The sequence below is a fragment of the Streptomyces sp. NPDC048002 genome (assembly GCF_040653275.1).
Classification (GTDB): domain Bacteria; phylum Actinomycetota; class Actinomycetes; order Streptomycetales; family Streptomycetaceae; genus Streptomyces.
Genome location: NZ_JBEZNL010000005.1, coordinates 294,656 through 316,452, shown reverse-complemented (window position 1 = coordinate 316,452; position 21,797 = coordinate 294,656). Strand labels below are relative to the sequence as shown.

General features: G+C 69.9%; 19 protein-coding genes. 9 read left to right on the top strand and 10 right to left on the bottom strand.

The features are described from left to right. Window positions 1-22: 22 nt before the first annotated feature. The gene (locus AB0E07_RS10560) at window positions 23-1,912 is read right to left on the bottom strand and encodes a siderophore-interacting protein (protein WP_362248289.1); all 1,890 of its coding nucleotides are present in this window, start codon (window positions 1,910-1,912) and stop codon (window positions 23-25) included. 126 nt (window positions 1,913-2,038) lie between these two features. Between AB0E07_RS10560 and AB0E07_RS10555 the strand changes: the two genes are divergently transcribed. After that, on the top strand, window positions 2,039-3,646 hold the full coding sequence (locus AB0E07_RS10555) for an AraC family transcriptional regulator (protein WP_362248287.1): 1,608 nt from the start codon (window positions 2,039-2,041) through the stop codon (window positions 3,644-3,646). 34 nt (window positions 3,647-3,680) lie between these two features. Here the strand turns inward: AB0E07_RS10555 and AB0E07_RS10550 are convergent, their stop codons facing one another. The 5 genes from AB0E07_RS10550 to AB0E07_RS10530 all read right to left on the bottom strand — a co-directional run bounded on the left by AB0E07_RS10550 (window position 3,681) and on the right by AB0E07_RS10530 (window position 9,063). Then, entirely contained in the window at window positions 3,681-4,745 is a 1,065-nt protein-coding gene (locus AB0E07_RS10550; RefSeq protein WP_362248285.1) for a serine hydrolase domain-containing protein, read from the bottom strand. A gap of 447 nt (window positions 4,746-5,192) precedes the next feature. Then, the gene (locus tag AB0E07_RS10545) at window positions 5,193-5,393 is read right to left on the bottom strand and encodes a hypothetical protein (RefSeq protein WP_362248283.1); all 201 of its coding nucleotides are present in this window, start codon (window positions 5,391-5,393) and stop codon (window positions 5,193-5,195) included. Between the two features lie 469 nt (window positions 5,394-5,862). Next, complete coding sequence (locus tag AB0E07_RS10540; RefSeq protein ID WP_362248282.1) at window positions 5,863-6,489, bottom strand: NAD(P)-binding oxidoreductase; 627 nt, start codon at window positions 6,487-6,489, stop codon at window positions 5,863-5,865. 85 nt (window positions 6,490-6,574) lie between these two features. Continuing rightward, window positions 6,575-8,092: a DHA2 family efflux MFS transporter permease subunit gene (locus AB0E07_RS10535; protein WP_362248331.1), complete on the bottom strand. Its 1,518-nt coding sequence runs from the start codon at window positions 8,090-8,092 to the stop codon at window positions 6,575-6,577. Window positions 8,093-8,181: 89 nt separating this feature from the next. Then, window positions 8,182-9,063, bottom strand: coding sequence for an SDR family NAD(P)-dependent oxidoreductase (locus tag AB0E07_RS10530; protein ID WP_362248280.1), 882 nt, complete (start codon window positions 9,061-9,063; stop codon window positions 8,182-8,184). 189 nt (window positions 9,064-9,252) lie between these two features. On the opposite strand from AB0E07_RS10530, the gene AB0E07_RS10525 reads away from it, so the two are divergent. From AB0E07_RS10525 to AB0E07_RS10500, 6 genes are all read left to right on the top strand, one after another. Then, window positions 9,253-9,765 (top strand): MarR family transcriptional regulator, encoded by a 513-nt coding sequence (locus AB0E07_RS10525; RefSeq protein ID WP_362248279.1) that lies wholly within the window; start codon window positions 9,253-9,255, stop codon window positions 9,763-9,765. Between the two features lie 36 nt (window positions 9,766-9,801). Then, on the top strand, window positions 9,802-10,989 hold the full coding sequence (locus AB0E07_RS10520) for a histidine kinase (protein ID WP_362248277.1): 1,188 nt from the start codon (window positions 9,802-9,804) through the stop codon (window positions 10,987-10,989). Beyond that, a complete protein-coding gene (locus AB0E07_RS10515) occupies window positions 10,986-11,654 on the top strand; it encodes a response regulator transcription factor (protein ID WP_362248276.1) in 669 nt (222 codons plus the stop codon). The genes AB0E07_RS10520 and AB0E07_RS10515 overlap by 4 nt, the downstream gene beginning before the upstream one ends. Window positions 11,655-11,765: 111 nt before the next feature. Beyond that, window positions 11,766-13,943, top strand: coding sequence for an MMPL family transporter (locus tag AB0E07_RS10510; RefSeq protein ID WP_362248274.1), 2,178 nt, complete (start codon window positions 11,766-11,768; stop codon window positions 13,941-13,943). 138 nt (window positions 13,944-14,081) lie between these two features. Then, the gene (locus AB0E07_RS10505) at window positions 14,082-14,783 is read left to right on the top strand and encodes a siderophore-interacting protein (RefSeq protein ID WP_362248273.1); all 702 of its coding nucleotides are present in this window, start codon (window positions 14,082-14,084) and stop codon (window positions 14,781-14,783) included. Between the two features lie 85 nt (window positions 14,784-14,868). Next, complete coding sequence (locus tag AB0E07_RS10500; RefSeq protein WP_362248271.1) at window positions 14,869-16,149, top strand: metallophosphoesterase; 1,281 nt, start codon at window positions 14,869-14,871, stop codon at window positions 16,147-16,149. On the opposite strand, the gene AB0E07_RS10495 is transcribed toward AB0E07_RS10500, so the two are convergent. Together AB0E07_RS10495 and AB0E07_RS10490 are read right to left on the bottom strand one after the other, a co-directional pair. Continuing rightward, entirely contained in the window at window positions 16,135-17,145 is a 1,011-nt protein-coding gene (locus AB0E07_RS10495; RefSeq protein ID WP_362248270.1) for an alcohol dehydrogenase catalytic domain-containing protein, read from the bottom strand. The genes AB0E07_RS10500 and AB0E07_RS10495 overlap by 15 nt on opposite strands. After that, complete coding sequence (locus AB0E07_RS10490) at window positions 17,145-17,570, bottom strand: tautomerase family protein (RefSeq protein ID WP_362248268.1); 426 nt, start codon at window positions 17,568-17,570, stop codon at window positions 17,145-17,147. Before AB0E07_RS10490 ends, AB0E07_RS10495 begins: the two co-directional genes overlap by 1 nt. A 100-nt stretch (window positions 17,571-17,670) precedes the next feature. On the opposite strand from AB0E07_RS10490, the gene AB0E07_RS10485 reads away from it, so the two are divergent. Continuing rightward, on the top strand, window positions 17,671-18,261 hold the full coding sequence (locus AB0E07_RS10485; protein WP_362248266.1) for a TetR/AcrR family transcriptional regulator: 591 nt from the start codon (window positions 17,671-17,673) through the stop codon (window positions 18,259-18,261). A gap of 687 nt (window positions 18,262-18,948) precedes the next feature. Here AB0E07_RS10485 and AB0E07_RS10480 read toward each other — a convergent pair. Further along, on the bottom strand, window positions 18,949-20,133 hold the full coding sequence (locus AB0E07_RS10480; protein ID WP_362248329.1) for an MFS transporter: 1,185 nt from the start codon (window positions 20,131-20,133) through the stop codon (window positions 18,949-18,951). A gap of 330 nt (window positions 20,134-20,463) precedes the next feature. Further along, a complete protein-coding gene (locus tag AB0E07_RS10475; protein ID WP_362248264.1) occupies window positions 20,464-20,916 on the bottom strand; it encodes a hypothetical protein in 453 nt (150 codons plus the stop codon). Window positions 20,917-21,337: 421 nt separating this feature from the next. On the opposite strand from AB0E07_RS10475, the gene AB0E07_RS10470 reads away from it, so the two are divergent. After that, window positions 21,338-21,778, top strand: coding sequence for an Lrp/AsnC family transcriptional regulator (locus AB0E07_RS10470; protein ID WP_362248262.1), 441 nt, complete (start codon window positions 21,338-21,340; stop codon window positions 21,776-21,778). The last annotated feature ends 19 nt before the right edge of the window (window positions 21,779-21,797 follow it).

The following is a 21,797-nucleotide window of genomic DNA, read 5'->3' as shown; positions in this document are numbered from 1 at the left end:
CAGGGGGGTGGAGTGGAGGAGTTCAGGGGGTGGATCGGAGGGGCTCAGTCGCGGCGGTGGCGCGGATGAGCTCATGGACGGTGACGCCCAGGCCGACGGTCCGCGCGGACCTGCGCGTGAGGCCGGCCCGGTCGATGACGGCGTCCAGCTCCGCTGCGGTGCGCAGGCCGGAGCCGTGGCAGACCAGGCCGATCAGGTCTTCCTCGCCGTCGTGCTCGTCGAGTTCGTCGGTGTCGAAGACCTCTTCGATCAGCAGCACCCGTCCGCCGGGGAGGAGGTTCTCGGCCGCGCGGCGCAGTGCGTGAGCCGCGTCGGCGTCGGGCAGGGTCTTGAAGGCGCGGCTGATGAGTACGGCGTCGGCCGGCGGGCCGGGCTCGAAGACGGACTGCTCCAGTACGCCGACGCGCGCGCGTTGCCGCTCGTCGGGGATCGTGGCGGGCAGGTCGCGGCGCAGCCAGTCGGCCTGGGCGGGCAGGGCGCAGATCGTCACGCGCAGGGCTTCGTGGGCTGCGACGTACTCGCGGGCGTGGGCGCCGGCACCACCGGAGTGGATCACCAGGTGCTCGACTCCGGCGAGCAGGTCGGAGGTGGCGATCGGTTCGGCCAGTGCGGGCTGGAACTTCGCCAGGCGTTCGAGGTGTCGGTCCTCGTAGTCCTGTTCGGCCCGCACCTCGGCGAAGGTCTGGCCGGTGACCGAGGCGTAGGCGGGCCGGCCGGTGCGTACCGACTCCGTGAGGCCGTGGATCCCGAGCATCTCGCGCCCGATCACCCCGGCGGAGTGGAGCCGGTCGGCGATGAAGTCGAGTGTGAGGACGTCCCCGACGGGGGTCAGGGCGTAGTGATCCGGTTCCGTCTCGGTCACCACGTCCAGGGTGTGCAGGTAGCGCAGGAGTTTGCCCAGGGCCCGCTCGTCGGCGCCCGCCTTGGCGGCCAGTTCGCGCACGCCGGTCACGCCGCGGGAGAGCAGGTCGGGGACGTTCAGCTCGACTGCGGTGCGGATCGCGACCGGTGCGACGAGTTCGGTCAGGTCGTGGAGCCTCTGGAACGGGGTGACCGTCCGCTCCGGGTCGGGTACCGCCCCGTCGGACTCCAGGGCGACGACCTCGGAGCGCCGCCAGTAGCCGGCGAAGTCGATGTCCTCCTTGGGTACTGCGCGGTCCTCGACCAGGTGCCGGCGGATGTCCCGGACGGCCGTGTGCTCGCCGGCCAGCCACGCGAACGCCTGCCCCGGCCACCACTGGGCTGCGCGGACGGACTCGGTGAGCAGCGACACCGTTCCGGCCGCTGCGCCGGTCCGGATCAGCCAGGTCACTTCGACCCCGGGCAGCTCGCGCAGCCCCTGGCGGTGGGCGTCGTCGGCGATCTCGATGAACACCTGGGCCCGGGCGTCGGGCGGGAGTTCGTCGAGGAGGCGGCCGATGGCGGGGAGTGCGGTGTCGTCGCCTGCCACGAGCCACCAGTCGGCGCCGGTCGGGAGTGCCTTGGAGGTGCTCGGTCCGCTGAGGTGGATCCGGTCGCCCGGCCGGGTGCGGTAGGCCCATGTCGTTCCCGCACCGACTCCGTGCTTGACGAAGTCGACGTCCAGTTCGCCGGCCTCGGGGTCCCACCGGCGGACCGTGTAGGCCCTCGACAGGGGTCGCGGGTCCTTGGGCACGATCAGCTTGGCCTCGCCCTGGACCGGGAGCACCGGCTCGCTCTGGCCCGGGTACGGGAAGTAGAGCGTGAGGTCATCGTCGAAGCCCGGGGAATCGAAGGCCGGCCGCACGATGCCGTCCACGGTGGTGAACGCGCGCAGCTGTTCGCCGGTCAGGGTGACCCGCCGCATCCCGGAGGTGATGTCGTAGGTCCGGACCACCGCGGCCTGACGCAGGGTCGGCGGGCGCACGGTGAGTCGGCGCGAGGTCTTGGGCATGCGGGAACTGACCTTCCGGTCGTAGCGGGGGCAGGAGTCGCGCACCGGCCTCAGGAGGGCGCGCACTGATAAAGTTAGGGGAACCTTACCTGACGTGGTGTGCGCAGACTGCCGTAGGGTTAGGACATGACGGCCCCCTCCTCGTTCGCCGCAGGCGCCGACGAACCGCCAACGATCCCGGCCACGCGCATGGGTTCAACGGATGCACCCGTCCGGCCTCTGCTGCTCTGGGTCCGCACCGGCGCGGCGCACGTACGCCTCGACACCGGCCCCACGCTCCGCCTCACAGCCGGCGAAGGCGCCTGGATTCCCGCGGACGGCTGGGCGGAGCGGGAGATCATCACCGAACCAGGCACCGTGGCCTTCCCCCTGCGGCCCCACACCGGCGCCGGCACCCAAGGCCTGTCGGAACTGACACGGTTCGACGTGCCCCACGGCTGGCAGGACTGGCTCATCCAGCTCTTCAACCTGCAGGTGACGCCGTTCAGCGGCCACGGGTACTCCCCCATGGCGATCGAGGAACTCCTCCGGCATCCAGGCTCGCGCCCACCCGCGCACGTCGAGGCCGGTCAGCATCCGAGCCCGGAGGGGAGCGCCTCCCCCGCGATGCCGCGAGCCCTCGGCGCCAGAGCAGTCGCCGAGGAACTGACCAGCGACCCCGCGCTCGACCTCACGGTCGAGCAGTGGGCCGCCCGTGTCCTCTCCAGCGCGCGCACCCTCCGCCGTGACTTCCTCGCCGACACCGGACTCACCTTCGAACAGTGGCGCCTGCACTGCCGACTCGGCGCCGCCGTGGAGCTCCTCGCCGCCGGCTACAACGTGGACCAAGTGGCCGCCCGCGTAGGCTTCGCCAGCCGCAACGGCCTCACACGGGCCTTCAAGGGACGGTTCGGACAGACCCCCCACGAGTTCGGACGGCAGCTCTCCGCCCGGCCCCGTACCGGCGGACTGACACAACGGGCAGCAGCGGCCCGGCAGGCCGACGACCTGGTCCGGATGATGCGCGCGCCGGGCACCCCCGCCGCGCCCGAGATGCTGCCCGCGGCCAGCACACCGTCACACACCAACGACATCCACGTCCTCAGCTGGATGTACCGAGGCAGCGGGTACCTGGACATCGGCGACGAGCGCTACGAGCGCGAACGAGGCGTGGCGACCTGGATCCCCGCGGGCATGGAGCATGTCACCGGCCTCCGCGAGAACTCCGTCTCCCTCCCTCTGGGCAACGCGAGCACCGGCGACCTCCAACTGACAGCGCCGCTCCAGGTACGGTTCTCACCCGCGTGGGACGACTACCTGATGTTCTGCTCGATCAGCGCCCGGTCCTCACTGCGTCCCGACAACCACAACCACCGCCGCATCCTCGATCTCTTCGCGGAACAGGTCGCCGTACAGCGAGCGCTGTCGGTGCCGATGCCCACCGATCCGCGCGCGCGTGCCGTCGCCATGGAATGCCTGCGTCGGATCGGCGAGCCCGGCGGGACACACCCTGTCGACGTCGGTGCCGAGATCCACCGCGCATTCCGTGACGAGACCGGCATGACACTGACGCGCTGGCGCTACGCCGCCCGCATGCGCATCGCCCGCGACCTGCTCGCCGGCGGCGCCCCGCCCAGCTCCGTCGCGCGCCGGACCGGATACGCCCACCTGCCCACGTTCAGCGCCGCCTTCTCCCGCTTCCACGGGCTCTCCCCACGCGACTACCAGCAGCGCGAAGCCGAGCGGAACCCCTGACATCCTCGGCCCCGATGCGTGCGGCGCCGGATCCTTAGCCGACCGTGGGCAGCGAGCCCGGGTACAGCTCCTTGACGATCTCGCCCCAGAGCGGCGTGGAGGTGACCGCCTCCGCGTCGCTGGCGTTGGTCATGACCACGACGGTGGCCTTCTTCGAAGGCAGGTAGAAGACCATGTCGCTGTATCCGAAGATGGCACCGTCGTGACCGACCCAGTCCCCGACCCGCATGACGCCCAAGCCGTACTGGAGGCGGATGCCTTCGTTCGACAACGAGGTCCAGTCCTGGCGCAGCTTCGCCGTACGCGGCTTCAGACCGACCCCCGTGGCGAGCTGAGCGGCGTACTCGGTCATGTCGGGGACGGTGGAGACAACAGCACCCGCCGTCCACGGCACCAGAGGGTTGCTCCTGGTCACGTCCCTGCCGCACCGGGGCAGGGAGGCGCCCGTACTTCCCGGCGACGGTGTGTCGGTGGTGCACGACGGCTTGGGCGGAGTGCCCTTCGGCGGGTAGTACCAGTAGCCGTTCGCGTAGGGGCTCGGCAGGCTGGTCCGGGTGGTGGGGAACGTGGTCTCCTTGAGCCCGAGGTCCCCCGCCGTGTTGTTGATGTACGTGTCGACGGGCTGTCCGGTGACCTTCTCGACGACCAACCCGAGCAGTACGTACTCCGAGTTGGAGTAGACGGTCTTCGTGTCGGGCGTGCGGAACTCGTCGGCGTGCGCCTTCATGATGTCGACCGCGTCCTCCACCTTCCACCCGGGCCAGAGCGGGTCCTTGGCGTACTGGTCGATGAAGGCGGGGTCGTTCACGTAGTCGTACACTCCGCCGCGCATACCGAGCAGGTCGCGGATGGTGATCCGCTCTCCGTTCGGGAGACCGGGGACGTATTCCTCGATCGGGTCCTGCAAGGACAGTTCACCCTGGTCGACGAGTTGCAGCACGGCGTGGGCCGTGAACGTCTTCGTCACGCTCGCGACCCGGTAGTGCACGTCGGGAGTCATGGGAGAACCGCCGCGTTGCGCGTCGCCGTACGCCTTCAGAATGGTTCCGCGCTCCGGGTCCGAGACGCTCACGACCACACCGGAGATCTGGTCGTCCAAGGTGGCCTCGGCAGCAGAGTCGATCTTTGCGATCTGGCCGGGAGTGAACGCCGGACTTGCCGACGGAGAGCCGGATGGGCCCATCGAAACGGTGTCACCACCCGCGCAGCTCGATGCCAGCAGCGCAACACCCATCGCGAGGGCACCCGCACCCATTGCCTTGCGCGACAGGGCCTGACAAAGCGGGGTCGAACCACCGCGTCGGTGGGAGGACGTGCGCGGCATGACTGGCTCCTGTCGCTGCGGGGCGAGGCTGTGTCATCACGGTGGCCCGTCACAGGGGTCGCGGGACCCGGCCGCCGGGGACCGCGGACGGCCACAGCCCACCCTGCATGACTGGCCGCCGCCCTGCCCGGCGGCGGCCACCACACGAGGGACATCGGCGAGGCGGGCACCTGCTGGAACGCAGGCAGCCGGCTCACGCCCAAGGGCTCCTCTGCCCGCCGGCTACTCGCCCTCACTCAGAACGGCAGTGTTCGAGTTGCCGTCGGCCAGAACGTTGGCCTGCGCGATGCTCTGGCACAGAGCGGCACCGAGAACCGCCGCGCAAAGATCATTGTCTGCCGGGTTATCAGCGGCGGACGCCGCGGGGGCGCCCGCGAGGACCAGCCCCGCGGTAAGCAGGCCGGCAGCAGTGGCAAGGGTCATTCTCACAACGCCTCCAAAGTCGATCTTCCGCTCTGTCAACGTCGTCCCCCTTTGTCGGACACGGCGCCACAGCCAGAAGATCGGATGCAGACCTCGGCGGGCCCCCAGCGGGGCCCGCAGCCGAGCGGCGGCCTTCCGAACCGGCCTCAAGGGGACCGCCGACGGGGCCCTCGCGCCCACCTGAGGTGTTCGTCCGGACGGCGGACGGCGGCACCGCGGTAAGCACCTACACGCTCCGTGACATCGACACCGACCGGGGCGAACACACGGTCGCACTCGGCATCAACGTCGATGGACCTTCCGCCCTGTGGCCTCGGCGACCTGCCTCCGATCCTGCCCTGCTGGGCCCGCACCGCCCCGGATGACGACGCACCACGCACACACAGCAGGGACCGACGGGCAAGCGCTGCGTGACTTGGTGCGAGCCGGCCCCTGCCACGATGGCGGAACCCGCCGGCCCTGCCGCGTCTCAGTTGGAGACAACCGCTTCGCGGCGGCTCCACTCGCTGCCGTGAGCGGCCTGCAGCATGAACGCGGCGACGTCGGCGCGGCTGATTCTGGCGGCACCCTTCATGGGCAGGCGTTCGGCCACACGGTAGGTGCCTGTGGCCGGGCCGTTGGTGAGGGCGGTCGGGTAGACGAGAGTCCAGTCGAGGTCGCTGGCGCGGATGCGATCGTCGGCGATCTTCTTGTTGGCGTAGACGCCTTTGAGCATCGTGCGGTACATGGCCTTCTGGGTGACGTTCGCCGTTTGGAAGGTGTCGCCGACGCCGAAGGAGGACATCCACACCAAGCGGGAGACGCCTTGCTGCCGGGCTGCGCCGATCACGGCGGCTGAGGCGTGGTCGAACAGGCCACGGTGGCTGAGGGTCTTACCCTGGCCGAGGGCGGAGATGATGGCGTCCTGTCCGAGCGCGGCGGTGGCGACATCGCGTTGTGCGGTGGCGTCTCCGGCGACGACGGTGATCCGGTCCGCCATGTCGTCGAGTGCGGCAGGGGTGCGTGCGAGGGCGGTGACGGTGTCGCCGGCCTTCAGGGCGAGGTTGACGAGGTGGCGGCCGGTGGGGCCGGTCGCGCCGAGGATGAGCAGTTTCAAGGTGCTGTCGCTTCCTGGGAGTGTGTGATCCGCGTCGGGGTCCGTTCCGTTGGAACGCAGGCGCCCCGCCTTTTCTGGCCTGTTCCTACAGGGCCGCAGCGGCAGGCTCCTGTCCGGGTGTTTCGTCCACCGGGTCCGGCTCGGTGCGGCGCAGCGTGACTTCCTTCACGAAGATCGCCGCGATGAGCGCGACCACGGCGGCCGCCGCAGCGAGCAGGAACGCGGAGTGCGTGCCGGAGGAGACGGCGAACTGGTATGCCTGCCGGGCCTGTTCAGGGAGTTCGGCCAGGCCGGCGGCGTCGAGCTGCGCCGCCTGGTCGGTGGCCTGGCCGCCGAGTGCTCCCGCGCGGTCGGTCATGACGTCCTGGACGCGTCCGGTGAACAGCGCGCCCATGATCGCGACGCCGAAGGAGGAACCGAGGGTGCGGAAGAGAGTGGATGAGGCGGAGGCGACGCCCATGTCCTTCATCTCCACGCTGTTCTGCGCGACCAGCATGGTGACCTGCATGAGGCAGCCGAGCCCGAGGCCGACAACGGCCATGAACAGGCCGGAGGTGACCCGTGAGGTGTCGGTGTCCATCGTGGACAGGAGATACAGTCCGACGGTCATCAGCGCCCCGCCCGCGAGGGGGAAGACCTTGTACCGTCCGGTGTTGGTCGTCACCCGGCCGGCGACCACGGACGTCACCAGCATGGCGCCGAGCATCGGCAGGAGCAGCAGCCCGGAGTTGGTCGCGGACGCTCCTTGCACGGACTGCTGGAACAGCGGGAGGTAGAGGGTGGCGCCGAACATCACGAAGCCGGTGATGAAGCCGATGACGGCCATCAGGGTGAAGTTGCGGCTGCGGAAGATCCGCAGGGGCAGGACGGGTTCCTTGGCGCGGGTCTGCCAGTAGGTGAACGCGATCAGGGACACGACGCCGGCGGCGATGAGGCCGACGATCTGAGCGGAGTCCCAGGCGTACTGCGTGCCGCCCCAGGTGGTGACCAGAACGATCGCGGTGATGCCGACGGTGAGCAGGACGACACCGAGGTAGTCGATGCCTCCCTTGGCCCGCTGCTTGGGCAGGTGCAGGACCAAGGCGATCAGGGCCAGGGCGACGGCGCCGAGGGGGAGATTGATGTAGAAGGCCCAGCGCCAGCCCCAGTGGTCGGTGATGGTGCCGCCGACCAGTGGTCCGCCGATCATCGCGAGGGCCATGACGGCGGCGATCATGCCCTGGTATCGGCCGCGTTCCCGCGGCGGGATCAGGTCGCCGATGATGGCCATGACGCCGACCATCAGGCCGCCGGCTCCGAGGCCCTGGACGGCGCGGAAGCCGATCAGCTGTCCCATGTCCTGGGCCAGTCCGCTCAGGGCGGAGCCGATCAGGAAGATGACGATGGAGGTCATGAACGTGGCCTTGCGGCCGTACATGTCTCCGAGTTTGCCCCAGATCGGGGTGGAGGCTGCGGTGGCCAGGGTGTAGGCGGTCACGACCCAGGAGAGGTGGTCCAGGCCGCCGAGTTCCCCGACGATCGTCGGCATCGCCGTGCCGATGATCATGTTGTCGAGCATGGCGAGCATCATCGCGATCATCAGTGCGAAGAGGACGAGCCGCATCCTCGTGGGTGGCTTGCCGGTGTCCTGGCCGGTCGGCGCGGCGGTGTGGGTTTCCGTCACGGTGTGCTCCTTGCGGGGTTTGGGCGGGGTCAGGCGAGGCCGGTCATCGCTGCGCTGTCGGTCCACAGCCGGTCACGTGCGGTGCGGCTGCGGGCGAGTTCGGAGGGGTCGGGGAAGGTGGCTTCGCCCTTGACCAGGGAGACGTAGAGGCGGCCGGGCGGCGGGGCGAGGTCGCCGCTGGCGACTGCGGCAAGTTGTTCACCCGCGCGTTCGGGGGTGCCCATCACGTATTCGGGGCGGAAGCGTCCCACGATCTTGAACACGGTCCCCATCAAGGCCGTCATGACCGCTTTGCGGGCCCGCGAGGCTTCGCGGCCGAGGGAGGTTCCGCCAGTCAGGCCGGGATTGAACGCGATGACGTCGATATTGCGGTTCTTGGCCTCCTCCGACGCGGCGAAGGACTGCGCGGTCAGCAGGTTGCACAGTTTGGACGAGGAGTAGGCGCGGATTCCGGTGCCGAAGCCGCCCTTTTCGGGATGGGCCAGGGCCTTGGGATCGAGGGTCTTGGGTGCGATCGGGGTGACGGCCGGGTCGTGGGTGTCGCTGGTGGTGATCACGAGGCGGCCGTAGTCGGCCACGTACGGCATGAGCAGGCGGGCCAGCAGGTAGTGGGCGAGGTGGTTGACGGCGAAGGTCAGCTCGTAGCCGTCCGCGCTGCGCGCGCCCGTGGCTGCGCTCTGCATGCCGGCGTTGAGGACGAGGATGTCGATGCGGGCGCCGCCGAGGCGCGTGATCACGGTGTCGGCGAACCTGCGGACGTCCGTGAGGGAGGCGAGGTCGAGGGGGGCGACCTCGACGCCCTCGGGCACGGACCGTCCGCTTCCGCGCGCTCCGACGATGACGCGGGTGCCGGGCTGGGCGGCGAGGGTGCGCAGAGCGTGGGCGCCGAGACCGGCGGTGGCGCCTGTCATGACAACGGTGCGCGGCGGTGTCTGGTGATTCATGGCGAGGAGTCCGTCCGTTTCGGTCGGGGGTGACGCCGGCCACGGCTGAGCGCGGCTCCGGCCCAGGTGGGGGCTCCGTCGGTTGCCGACGGCCCTCCATCCCTGAGACCATTGATACAGTATCCAAGGAGAAATTAACAACTGATAGGACTTTCGTTGTCGAGATCACCAGGCAACCCGGACACTCCGGCCACGGCCTCAGCGACCGCAACCAGCCACCAGCTCCTCGCGGGCTTCGCGGGACTGCGCAAGGGGCTGCGGCAGTGGATGCAGACCAACATCCCCACGGACGCCGGGATGACCGTGCCACGCGCCACCCTCCTGATGGGACTGATGCTCAAGACCGAGCCCGCCGGCATGGGCGAGCTGGGCGAACCGCTGGGCATGTCGCCGCGGAACATGACCGTCCTGGTGGACGGCCTGGAGAAGGAAGGACTGGTCCGCAGAGTCGTCCATCCCAGCGACCGACGGGTCAAGCTCGTCGAACTCACCCCGGCGGGCAGGCAATTCGTCGAACTGCATCTCGGACCGTCGCACGATGCGACCGCCTCGCTCTTCGACGACTTCACCGCCGAGGAGCGCGGCGAACTGCTCCGGCTCCTGATGAAGACAGCCGACGCCCTGCGCGCCCGGGGGGTCGACATGCCCCCGCCCCCCGGCCAGAACTGATCACCGCGGTAGGGACAGCCCTGTGCGAGGTATGCGATGAGATCGACTTCTCCCTGGAGCAGGCGCCACGACGCGCTGCTGGCGGCAGCCGTGTACGGGATCTCGCTGCTCGCCCCCTTCTTCGACGGCAACGACGCCACCGACGCACCGACCCCACTCGGCGCAGCCCTGGGGGCGGCCATCTGTGCCTGCCTGGTCCTCCGGTGGCGCTGGCCGTCGGCAGTCCTGGCGATGACCGCAGCGGGGACACTGACCTCCCTGGCGGCCAGCGGGCACAAGAGCCCGCTGATGCTGGCGACGATGGTCGCGATGTTCACCTGCGCACTGCGCCTGCCACGCCGTGAAGCCGCCGTCGCCGTCACCACCGTCGCCCTCGTGCTCGCCGCAACCAGCGTGCTCTTCGGACACCGCGGATGGATGGGCCCCGAAAGCGTCGCGCTGCTGGCGCTGAGCGCCACCGCCGCGGCGGCCGGATTCGCGGTCCGCAACCGCCAGGCGTACATCGCCGAAGTGGAGGAACGGGCACGGCGAGCCGAGCAGACGCGCGAGGAAGAGGCCCGTCGGCGGGTCATCGACGAGCGGCTGCGGATCGCGCGCGAACTCCACGACGTCCTGGCCCACCACATCGCCCTGATCGCCGTCCAGGCCGCAGTCGTGGACCAGGTGATGGAGACGGAACCCCGGCAGGCCAGAGAATCCCTCAGCCACATCCGGCGGGCCGCCCAGTCCTCCCTGGAGGAGGTACGCGCCACCCTGGGGCTACTGCGTCAGCCCGACGCACCCGAAGAAGCTGCCGTCGAACCGGCACCCGGCCTGGACTCACTGCCCGACCTGATCGCAGGGTTCACCGCGGCCGGACTCATCGTCGACCAGAACACCTCCGGCACCCCCGTAGACCTGCCCGCCGCGGTGGGCCTGACCGCCTACCGGCTCGTCCAGGAGGCACTGACCAACGCCAGCCGGCACGCGTCCCACCCGCGCGCCGAACTCGCACTCGCCTATCTGCCGTCCGCACTGCGCATCCACGTCCGCAACCCCGCCCGGCCCGCTCCCCCGCCGAGCAACCCCACGGCACTCGGTCCGCTGGGGCTCGGATCGGGCGGCCACGGCCTGCTCGGCATGCGCGAACGCGCCCTCGCGCTCGGCGGAACCTTCACCGCCCACCTCGCCGACGGCCGGTTCGAAGTCCGCGCCCTGCTGCCGCACGAAGGGCAACCCTCATGACCATCAGAATCCTCCTCGCCGACGACCAGGAACTCGTCCGCACCGGGTTCAAGATCCTCGTGAACTCGACCCCGGACATGGAAGTGGTCGCCGAAGCCGGCGACGGACGGGAAGCGGTCCGCCTCGCGCCGGCCGCCGACGTCGTCCTCATGGACATCCGCATGCCCGGCTTCGACGGCCTCTCCGCCACTCAGCAGATCACCTCCGCCCTGCCCGATGTCCGCGTCCTGGTACTGACCACCTTCGAGGTCGACGAGTATGTGTTCACCGCGCTGCGCAACGGCGCCAGCGGCTTCCTCGGCAAAGGCGTCCACCCCGCCGAACTGCAGGAAGCGATCCGTCTGGTCGCCCACGGGGAACAACTGCTGTCGCCCAGTGCCACGCGCGCGCTGATCGGCCGGTTCCTGCGCGGCCCCGCCCACGACACGGACACCGCTGCCGAACAGTTGGCCACTCTCACCGGCCGCGAGCGCGAGATCCTCGTCCTGGTCGCGGCCGGCCTCAGCAACGACCAGATCGCCGCACGCCTCGGGATCAGCCCGCTGACCGCCAAGACCCACGTGAACCGCACCCAGACCAAACTCGGCGCGCACGACCGGGCCCAACTCGTCATGCTCGCCTACGAAACCGGCCTCGTCACCGCGGGCGCACGCCGGCCGCTGTAGGACGGTACTGCGAACGCGGTACCCCGCAAACCGTCCCCCGGGCGCACGTTTCACCGGCGTCGACGGACCAGATTGGTAGGCATCACATCCGGTCCTGTTCGAGGAGTCACCGTGTCCGCCCTCGCCCGCTGGTGCTACCGCCACAGGCTTGTCGTCGTCGTGCTCTGGATCGCCCTACTGGCGGGCCTGGGCCTGGCCTCGACCGCCGCCGGCACCAAAGCCAGCGACAGCTTCTCCCTGCCCGGCACCGAGTCCTCCCAGGCACTCGAACTGTTGCGGGAAACGATGCCCGCCCAGTCCGGAGCCAACGCCACCGTGGTGTGGCAGTCCGAAGGCGACGTCCGCGATCCGGCCGTGCGCGACCGCATGGCCGCCACCCTCGAGGACCTCTCCGGCCTGCCCGGCGTCAGCGGCATCACCAGCCCCTACAGCGAGCAGGGCGCACAGCAGATCAGCGAGGACGGGCACATCGCGTATGCGTCGGTGAACTTCGCCGAGCAGGCCATGGACCTGGACAAGGCCGACCTGGAGAAGGTCGTCGCCACCGCCGAGAAGGCCCGCACCGACGAACTGAAGGTGGAACTCGGCGGCGACCCGATCAGCCAGGCAGCGGAGTCGGAGGCGCCGACCAGCGAACTGGTGGCCATCCTCGCCGCCGCGATCGTGCTGTTCGTGGCGTTCGGCTCACTGTTCGCGATGCTGTTGCCGATCGCCACCGCCATCGCCGGGGTCGGCACCGGCCTGATGACCGTCACCCTGCTGACCCACGTCACCGAGGTGGGCGACCTCGGTCCCATCCTCGGCGCGCTGGTCGGTCTCGGCGTCGGTATCGACTACGCCCTGTTCATCGTCACCCGGCACCGCTCCAACCTGAAGAACGGCACCGACATCGAAGCATCCGTCGTCAAGGCCATCGACACCTCCGGCCGCGCGGTGATCTTCGCGGGCGGCACCGTGATCGTCGCCCTGTCCGGCCTGTTCGTCCTCGGAGTCGGATTCCTCAACGGCATGGCCATCGCCTCGGCCGTCACCGTCCTGTTCACCGTGATCGCCGCCGTCACCCTGCTGCCCGCACTCCTCGGCTTCATCGGCATGCGCGCCCTCAGCCGCCGCGAACGCCGCCACCACACATCGGGGGCACAGAACACGCCCGGGTTCTGGGCCCGTTGGGCGGGCATCGCCGAACGCCGCCGCGTCGTCCTGTCGGTGATCTCCCTCGCCGTGATCACCGTACTGTCCCTGCCCGTTCTCTCCCTGCGCCTGGGCTCCTCCGACGCGGGCAACCACCCCGCCTCGACCACCACCCGCCAGGCCTACGACCTGCTGGCCGACGGCTTCGGACCCGGGTTCAACGGGCCCCTCCAACTCGTCGCCGAAACCCCCACCGCCACCGACCAGCGAGCCCTCGCTGACCTGACCGACAAGATCTCCGGCACGGACGGCGTCGCCGCCGTCACCGCGTTGCCCGCCGAGCCCGGCGCGAAGGTGGGCATCGTCCAGGTCGTCCCGACCACGTCCCCCCAGTCCGAGGAGACCGCGGAGCTGATCACGACGCTGCGAGAAGACGTGATCCCGCCCGCCGAGGAAGGCACCGGCCTCAAGGTCTACGTCGGCGGCCAGACCGCCATCTTCGACGACTTCGCCGACGTCCTCACCGGCAAGCTCCCGCTGTTCCTCACCGTCATCGTCGCCCTCGGCTGCGTGCTGCTGCTCATCGCCTTCCGCAGCCTGCTCGTGCCGCTCACCGCGGCCGTGATGAACCTCCTCGCCACAGCCGCCTCCTTCGGCGTCATCGTCGCCTTCTTCCAGTACGGCTGGGGCTCGGAACCCTTCGGGCTGGGCGCCGCCGGACCGGTCGAGGCGTTCCTGCCGGTCATCATGCTCTCCGTGCTGTTCGGCCTGTCCATGGACTACCAGGTCTTCCTCGTCAGCCGGATGCACGAGGAGTGGGTCCACACCGGCGACAACAAGCGGGCCGTCTCCGTCGGCATCGCCGAAACCGGCCGGGTCATCACCGCCGCCGCCACCATCATGTTCGTCGTGTTCATCGCCTTCTCCCTCGGAGGCGAACGCATCGTCGCCGAATTCGGCATCGGACTGGCCGCCGCCGTCGCCATCGACGCGTTCATCCTGCGCACCGTCCTCGTCCCCGCCGTGATGTACCTCTTCGGCAAGGCCAACTGGTGGCTGCCCGCCTGGCTCGACAAGCGCCTGCCGCACCTCTCCGTCGAAGGCCCCTCCGGACAGACCGAGGAGGTCCGCCAACCCGACCCCGTCGCCAGCCGCTGACCTCCACCAACCACTCCCCTCTGCCGGGCCGGGCCGCCGAGCCCGCCCCGGCAGCGGCGCCTGACCGGCCTACCCCCGGGGCCGGCAGGCGCCGTCACCCGTTACCCCGACCGACCCGAGAACCGAAGGAGAAGCGCCATGCCACACGGCGAGTGGGTGCTCGAACGGCTCCTGCAACGGGCCACGGCCACCGCGGCCCAAGCCGCCGGACGCCGATGGCGACGCATCCGCCTCGAAGGGGCCGGCCCCCTCGACTGGAAGCCGGGCCACCACATCCGCGTCCAGGTCGGCCCGCTGTCCCTGCGCACGGCCCGCGACGTCCTGCGCACCTACACCGTGTGGGAGCACTACGACAACATCCTGGAACTCAGGGTGTTCGACCACGGCGTAGGCCCCGGCGCCCGCTGGGCCAACGGCCTCACTCCCGGCACCGAGGTGAGATTCAAAGCCCCCGAAGGCAGGTTCACCGTCCGAGAGAGTGCCCCGCACCACCTGTTCATCGGGGAGGAGACCGCTTCGGTGGCCATCGGCGCGATGACGCGGGCACTCAACGGACACTGCCGCTCCCTCATCGAGGTGGACGACCTCGCCGACCAGCTCCCGGTCGACGGCGACGTGCAATGGCTGCACCGTGGGGCGGCCCCCGCCCACGACTCACCTACGCTGCTGAAAGCCGTCGCCTCGCTGGAAGGCATCAAACCGGGAACGGTCGCCTACATCGCCGGCGAGGCCAAGACCTGTCAGGCCGTCAAACGCCACCTGCTGCAGGACCGCGGCTGGCCGCGCCATGACATCGTGGTCAAGCCCTTCTGGACGCCGGGCCGGCGCGGAATGGACTGACACCGTCCTCGGGGGCGGTACAGAGCGAATCCCCCCACGTCCAACACCACCCATCCTCGCAACACTTGAGAGGGCCTTCTTCGCCGTGACCATCGTTCTCGTCCTGGCCGTGCCAGTCCTGCTGGCCGTGCTGGCCGGCCTGCACTGGTATGTGTGGCGCCGCCTCGTCCGGGACACCACCGCCCCCGGCACCCGCGGGCGCCGTCTGGGCACCGCGGCGTTCCTCGTGGGGCCGGCCTTCATGCTGACGGCCTTCATCGGTTCCTGGGCCGGGCTTCCCTTCACCCTGGTCCGGATCCTCTCCTGGCCCGCCTACCTCTGGGTCGCCCTCGCCCTCTACCTCCTGCTGGGCCTCCTCGTCGGCGAGGCACTCCGCCCCGCACTGAACTGGTTCCTACGCCGCCGCGCCGGCCGGAGAGTGACGGCCGCACACCCTGAAGCGGCGGCTCCCCCGCCGGAGCGGAACACGGGCGCGGAACCGTCCGCGGCACTCCCGGCCGGCAGCAACGACAGCCTCACCCCCGATTCAGCGCCCACGGAACTGTCACGCAGGCGGTTCACGGCCCAGTTGATCGGAACCGCAACCGCCGTCGCCGCCGCGGGCACCGTCGGCTACGGAACCTACGGAGTTCTGCGGGGCCCCCACGTCAAGCGCGTGACGGTACCACTGGCCAAACTGCCGAGGTCGGCTCACGGCTTCCGTATCGCCGTCGTCAGCGATGTCCACCTCGGCCCCATCCTGGGCCGCAGCTTCTCCGAACGCGTCGTTGCCACCGTCAACGCCACCCAGCCCGACCTCATCGCCGTCGTCGGCGACCTGGTCGACGGGTCGGTCAGCGAACTGAGGTCCGCCGTCGAACCCCTCAGCAAGCTACGGGCACGCCACGGCTCCTTCTTCGTCACCGGCAACCACGAGTACATCTCCGGCGCCGAACAGTGGACGGAACACGTACAGGACCTCGGCCTGAGACTGCTGGCCAACCAGCGAGTGGAACTCGCGCCGTTCGACCTGGCCGGAGTCAACGACGTCACGGGCGAGAACCACGACGACGGCCCCGACCTCGGGGCGGCCCTGGCAGACCGCGATCCCGAACGCACCTCCGTACTCCTCGCCCACCAGCCCGTCTTCATCGACGAGGCCGTACGGCACGGCGTGGACCTGCAGCTGTCGGGCCACACCCACGGCGGGCAGCTCTGGCCCATGAACTACGTCGCCGAGCTGGCCAATCCGACGGTCGCGGGGCTCGAACGCTACGGGTACACGCAGTTGTACGTGTCCCGCGGCGCCGGCGCGTGGGGCCCACCGACCCGAGTCGGCGCACCGTCGGACGTGACCGTCGTCGAACTCGCCTCACGGCTGACGTGAGACGAAGACGGGCTTGAGGTGCTTCTCCGGCAGCGCGTCGGGCAGCTGCTCCCAGTCGAGGACGCTGGACACGACGCGGGCCGGGTCGACGCTGCCGGAAGCGGCGAGCGCGAGGGCGTCGGGGATGTGGGAGCGGACGTTGTCGCGGGCGATGCGCAGGGTGACGCCGGTGAGGTACATGTCGAGCAGGGGGAGTTCGCCGGGCCGGAAGTGGTTGCCGGCGGACTCGCAGATGCCTTCGGGGGCCAGGGATCCGACGGCGAGCGCGAGTTGGTCGACGCGTCCGGTGGCTTCGACGGCGATGTCGAATCCGTGGCGGATCGGTTCGAGTGTCTCGGTGGTGCGGGCGCCGAAGCCCTCGGCGAGTTTGCGGTGCTCGGCGTCGGGGTCGACGTAGAGGACGTCGGAGGCGCCGAGGGCGCGGGCGATGTCGCACACGTACAGGCCGATGCTGCCGCGGGCGACGACCAGGACCCTGGCGCCCGTACGGGCCTTGAGATGGGGGGCGACGAGCCGCCAGGACAGGGACCAGTTGTCGCTGGCCGAGGCCATGGCGACCGGGTCGAGGCCGGTAGGCAACGGGACGAGCATGGCGTCCGCGTACGGGACGCGGACCAGGTCGGAGAAGAGGCCGCCCCAGCTGCCGCCGATGGGCGCACCGTACATGGCCATGTGCGGGACCGAGGCGCAGTGCGCGGTGAGCCCGCTGCGGCAGGGGACGCAGGTGCCGCAGCTGATGGACCAGGGCACCACGACCAAATCGCCGGGCGCGACGGTGGTGACCTGGTCGCCGATGTCGGTGACCCGGGCGACGCATTCGTGGCCGAGGGCGAACGGGGGGTCGATGAAGCCGTGCCCGGCCAGGATCGCGGAGTCGACGTCGCAGGAGGTCGCGGCCACGGGAGCAACGATCGCCTCCAGGCCGGATGTCAGGGTCGGGTCAGGTGTCTCGCGCCACTCGACGGTGTTGCGGGCCACGTAGGTCAGTTCGCGCATCAGCCGGGCTGCCCCTTCGCTAGAGTCACCAGATCCGCGTGACGGATCACCGACCCGCCCGCGCCCCAGGTGCCCTCGGGCTGCTCGTGCACCAGCACCCACACCCGCAGGGCCTGGTCCGGGGAAAGGCCGGCGGCCGAGAGTACGGCGGCGGTGGCCTCCTCGACCAGGCCCGCTTTGCGTCGCTCCGACAGGGCCCCCTGCGGAACCGTCGCCTCCACGAGGAAGCGGGGCGCGTCGTCCTCGGCCGTCCTCTGCGCGCCCTCGGGCAGCTCGGTGAGGTAGCTCCAGGCCTGGGCCCGGAAGAAGGGGGTGTCGGGCGCGCCTTCCCATCGCAGCAGTACAGCGGCGAGATCGCGCTGGATCGTCGCGCGGCCCTGATCGGTCAGGGCTCCGGTCGGGACGGTCAACCGGATCATCGGCATGGCAGCTCCTCGGTCCTTCGGCAGCCTCTCGTTATGACAGTCGTCATAACGAGAGGCAGGCTAGACTATGACGGTCGTTATAGCCAGGGGAGATGTGCACGTGGCCACAAGCAGCAGCCCCAAGCCGTCCCGCGAGCGGATCGTGGCCGGCGCCGCCGACATGATCAGCCGACGCGGACTGAGCGCCACGAGCATCCGGGAGATGGCCAAGCACGCCCAGGCGCCGCTCGGTTCGACCTACCACTACTTCCCCGAGGGCAAGCAGCAGCTGGCCACGGAAGCCGTCCGCTACACCGGGGAGTGGGTCGCCCGCAGCCTGCGCAAGGAACTCGCGGCCGGTCCCGCCGCGGGCCTTCGCGCCTTCCTGGCCCTGTGGCGGGCCATCGTCGTCGACACCGACTTCCACGCCGGCTGCCCCGTCCTGGCCGTGGCCATCGAGGAACCCCCGGCCGACGAGGTACCGCCCGCACTGACGGCCGCAGCCGAGGTCTTCGGCCAGTGGGAGAGCCTGCTCGCCGACTCCCTGCACGAACACGGTGCCGCCCCCGAACAGGCCGCGGAAGTCGCCACACTCATCGTCGCGGCCGTCGAGGGCACCGTCGCCCTCTGCCGCGCCAAGCGCAGCACCGAACCCCTGGACCGCACCGCAGCACAGCTACAGACCCTCATCGACGCCACAATCAAGCGCTGACTGCCTGCTCCGTCGTTCCCCGGCTCAGGAAGGTGACAGGGGTGCGAGCGCCGGTGCCGCCGCACAGGGCACCGGCGCTGAGTGTCCCTGCGAGCATGCTGCAGCCGCTCCCCGAACCGGCACCACGACACAGGTGATCTGCGCACGTACGCGGTTCACGGTGACCCGGATGTCAGGCTGCCGGTCACGGCCTACCGAGCCCTGCGCCACCATGGAGGGGTCGCGACCATCGCCACAGTGCCGGAGGCCGCTGCCTCCAACGGCCGACCGAGGAACGCCCCGCGCAACACCACAGTCGCCCCTTGGTCTCCGACGACGTTCTCGGCACGCCGGCGCGACGACGCGGGCGGCGGGCGAGAGGAGGGGGACACGGTGTCCCGGCCTCGCCATCGTGCGAACCCCCGTGACAGGGGCACCCCTCGGTGGGAACAGGCCTACGCAACGGTGGACTGTCCGCCTCATCAGGCCGGCACGCGCTGGATGGCGCTGCACGGCAGGGACCGTCAGCCGCTCGTCTCAGGCCCGCAACGGCTGAGCGCCGTCCTCGGGTGCATCTCCAAGTAGGAAGTGGCGCCTGGCCACTGAGCACGCACGGAAGCCGCCGCGGAGAAGGCGACCACGGAGGCCAGCCGCCCGTGGTGCACCGCTGCGCTGCGCAGGCACCTGCGCAGCGCGGGCCCGGTGTCGTCAGCTCTCCTCGGCGTTCAGGGCCACCGTCGCGGGATCGTTCAGGGCCACTGTCGCGGAATACGGACGCGCCGGCCGCAGAAGAGCGGCACCCAGGACGGCGGTCACCGCGCCGAGTACGGCGACCGCCGAGGCGAGCCCACCGACGGCCCCCGCACCGGCCAGGAGGACAAGCGGGCACAGGAACTGGCCGAGGAAGAACGCCGCTGTCCACAGGCCCATCCCGCGACCGCGGTCGGCGAAGTCCAGCCGGGACATGGCCAGGGTCACCAGCGACGGCAGCAGGATGCCGGTGCCGACGCAGTTCAACACGGCCCCGCCGATCAGCAGGGGAACGCTGTCGGCGAAGCCCATGAGGACGAATCCTGCCGCGCACAGCGCGAGGGGCACCGGCAGCAGGCTGCGCAAGCGCCGGGACAGTCGGGTGAAGATCACCGAGCCGAGGACGGTGGCTGCGCTGGCCGCGGCGGTGACGGCCCCGATGACGCCGGTGGAGCCGACACCGAGATCGTCCAGCAGGTAGGCCATCTCCACCGGGACCGTGTAGAAGACGACGGCGCCGAAGACGGTGAGTAGGCAGAGCCCGGCCATGCGGCGCACCGGGAAGGACCGGTGAACGTCCGGTCTGCCCGTCGTCGTCTCCGGCTGCGGCTGCGGCCGAGGAGGGACGGGCAGGACGCGTGCCATGACCGGGGCGATGATGAGGCCGACGGCGTAGAGCCAGAACGGCGCCCGCCAGTTGGCCGCGCCGAGTGCGCCTCCCAGGACGAAGAAGACCGTGGCGGAGGCTGAGGCACACATGGTCTGCAGAGCGAGGTAGCGGTCGCGGAGTTCGCCGCTGTAGTAGTCGCCGATCAGCGTCGTGCAGGCAGTCATGATCGCCGCTTCGGTGACGCCGACCAGGACTCGGCTGGCAATGATCGCGGGGAGGGAGTCCAGCCAGAGCGGTGCGGTCCCGAAGACCGCGTAGAGAGCGGTGGCGGCGATCAGCAGCCGCTTTCTGCCAAGCCTGTCGACGATCATGCCGGCGAAGGGGGCCAGCAGGGCGAGGGCCAGCGCGGGCACGGTCAGCATCAGGGGGACGAGAGCGGCGCTGCCCGGCACGCCGTCGAAGTGGTCCTGCACGCGTGGCAGCACCGGAGCCATGAGTACGGCTCCGAGGACGGGCAGACAACTGCCGGCCATGAGGACGAAGGCGGGAAGACGGCTGTCGGGTTTCACTGCACTGTCGGGCTCGAGCGGGCGAGGGGCGGCAGGTGCGGACATGTCGGTGCTCCTGTGCATGGGGATGCGAAGGGAAGCGCCAGGGACACGACTTACGGCTGCGCGAGGCCATCGGTTCCCCGGGGCGAGATGCCCCCGACTATGCGGTGCCGCGGACGCTCTGCCCACCCTCCGGGCCATCCATGTTCACTATCGCCCTGATCCACAGGCTGGATACGGCCGACCGGCCACCCCCTGCCAGCAGCACATACGTCTCCGCCCCGACACGGAGCGGGAAGCTCTGCGGTGGCCTCATCGCTCATCCCGTACGGTGACGAGGGCATGGTCGGCGCATGAGACATACAGGCGCTGGTTCGGCCAGTCCGTAGCAATGGCGATCGGGCCCATACTGTGCTCGACGTGGTCCAGTTGCGTCTCGGAGATCCGCGAACCGCTGTGCGCGTCCAGCACCGCCAGCGTTCCGGCCTCCCACAACGCGACGAGGAGTCGCCTGCCGTCGCCGCTCACACCGACGGCCAAGGGATCAGGCTGTACCGCCTCCCCGTGGATCACGGCGAAGAGCCCAACGCCTCGCCGATGGGACAGTGTTGACAGCCGGATGGTCTGCACTTCCTCGAAGACCGTCGTATCGATGACTGTGATGCTCTGCGCTGTTCGGTTCGCGATGTAGAGCCGGGTACCGGACGGATCCAGGGCGGCATGGATGGGGTATGCGCGCGACCTCCGAGCGCGCGTGCGGGTCAACGACCGTCACCGTGCAGCGGGCCCGAACAGACTCCGCAGCCCACCAACGGCACCCGGATTGACCGGGTAGACGCGGTCCCCCGACGGACTCACCGCCAGCGCGCGAGGGGCTTCCGTCAGCTTCGGCAGCGAGTCGATACGCACCGGCATCCCCCTTGGCGGCACAAGCCCCGGACCGGTTCCTCCAACACCGCTTCGGACGGGCCGGAACCCGACATGGGCAGTTGGTGAATGGTACGCACCCCGGCCGGTCTGCCCTCTCTGCCGACGAACATGCGCGCGCCTGACGCCGCCCTCCATCAGACGGAAGATCGAGACGCTTGATTCCATCGCTCACACACTTGAATCAAGCATCAAGCTGAGGCAATGTTCATGAAACGAGTGCGAGGCTCGTGATTGACGCACGCGGGAAAGGTGCTCCATGGACGAGATCGACCGGGCGATTCTGCGAGAGCTGCAGCTCGACGGCCGGATCCCGTACGCCGAACTGGGGCCGAAGGTCGGGCTGTCGGCCTCGGCCGCGAGGCTGAGGTTGCAGCGGCTGATCGACAGCAGAGCGGTCCAGGTCGTGGGGGTCACCGATCCGATGACCATGGGCCAGCAGTCGATGGCACTCCTTGGCCTGCGGGTCGACGGTGATCCCAGGGCGGTGGCCGATGAGCTGTCCCGTCACGAGGAAGTGGTGTACACGGTCCTCACGGCGGGCGGCTTCGACCTGTTCGCGGAAGTGGTGTGCGGTCAGCCGCGCGCGCTCCTGGACTTCATCAACGACGTCGTGCGGCCCGTCGAGGGGGTCGCGTCCGTGGAGAACTTCCCCTACTTCGGGATCCACACGCACCGCTTCCTGTGGCACGTCGACTGAGGCATCCGAGCATCTCAGC

Bases quoted from the DNA above. Each gene is read 5' to 3' on its own strand.
- AB0E07_RS10480 (WP_362248329.1), bottom strand. From the start codon at position 20,133: ATGGCCGGCAGTTGTCTGCCCGTCCTCGGAGCCGTACTCATGGCTCCG.
- AB0E07_RS10495 (WP_362248270.1), bottom strand. From the start codon at position 17,145: ATGCGCGAACTGACCTACGTGGCCCGCAACACCGTCGAGTGGCGCGAG.
- AB0E07_RS10555 (WP_362248287.1), top strand. From the start codon at position 2,039: ATGACGGCCCCCTCCTCGTTCGCCGCAGGCGCCGACGAACCGCCAACG.
- AB0E07_RS10560 (WP_362248289.1), bottom strand. From the start codon at position 1,912: ATGCCCAAGACCTCGCGCCGACTCACCGTGCGCCCGCCGACCCTGCGT.
- AB0E07_RS10505 (WP_362248273.1), top strand. From the start codon at position 14,082: ATGCCACACGGCGAGTGGGTGCTCGAACGGCTCCTGCAACGGGCCACG.
- AB0E07_RS10535 (WP_362248331.1), bottom strand. From the start codon at position 8,092: ATGCGGCTCGTCCTCTTCGCACTGATGATCGCGATGATGCTCGCCATG.
- AB0E07_RS10515 (WP_362248276.1), top strand. From the start codon at position 10,986: ATGACCATCAGAATCCTCCTCGCCGACGACCAGGAACTCGTCCGCACC.
- AB0E07_RS10530 (WP_362248280.1), bottom strand. From the start codon at position 9,063: ATGACAGGCGCCACCGCCGGTCTCGGCGCCCACGCTCTGCGCACCCTC.
- AB0E07_RS10470 (WP_362248262.1), top strand. From the start codon at position 21,338: ATGGACGAGATCGACCGGGCGATTCTGCGAGAGCTGCAGCTCGACGGC.
- AB0E07_RS10490 (WP_362248268.1), bottom strand. From the start codon at position 17,570: ATGCCGATGATCCGGTTGACCGTCCCGACCGGAGCCCTGACCGATCAG.
- AB0E07_RS10520 (WP_362248277.1), top strand. From the start codon at position 9,802: ATGAGATCGACTTCTCCCTGGAGCAGGCGCCACGACGCGCTGCTGGCG.
- AB0E07_RS10545 (WP_362248283.1), bottom strand. From the start codon at position 5,393: ATGACCCTTGCCACTGCTGCCGGCCTGCTTACCGCGGGGCTGGTCCTC.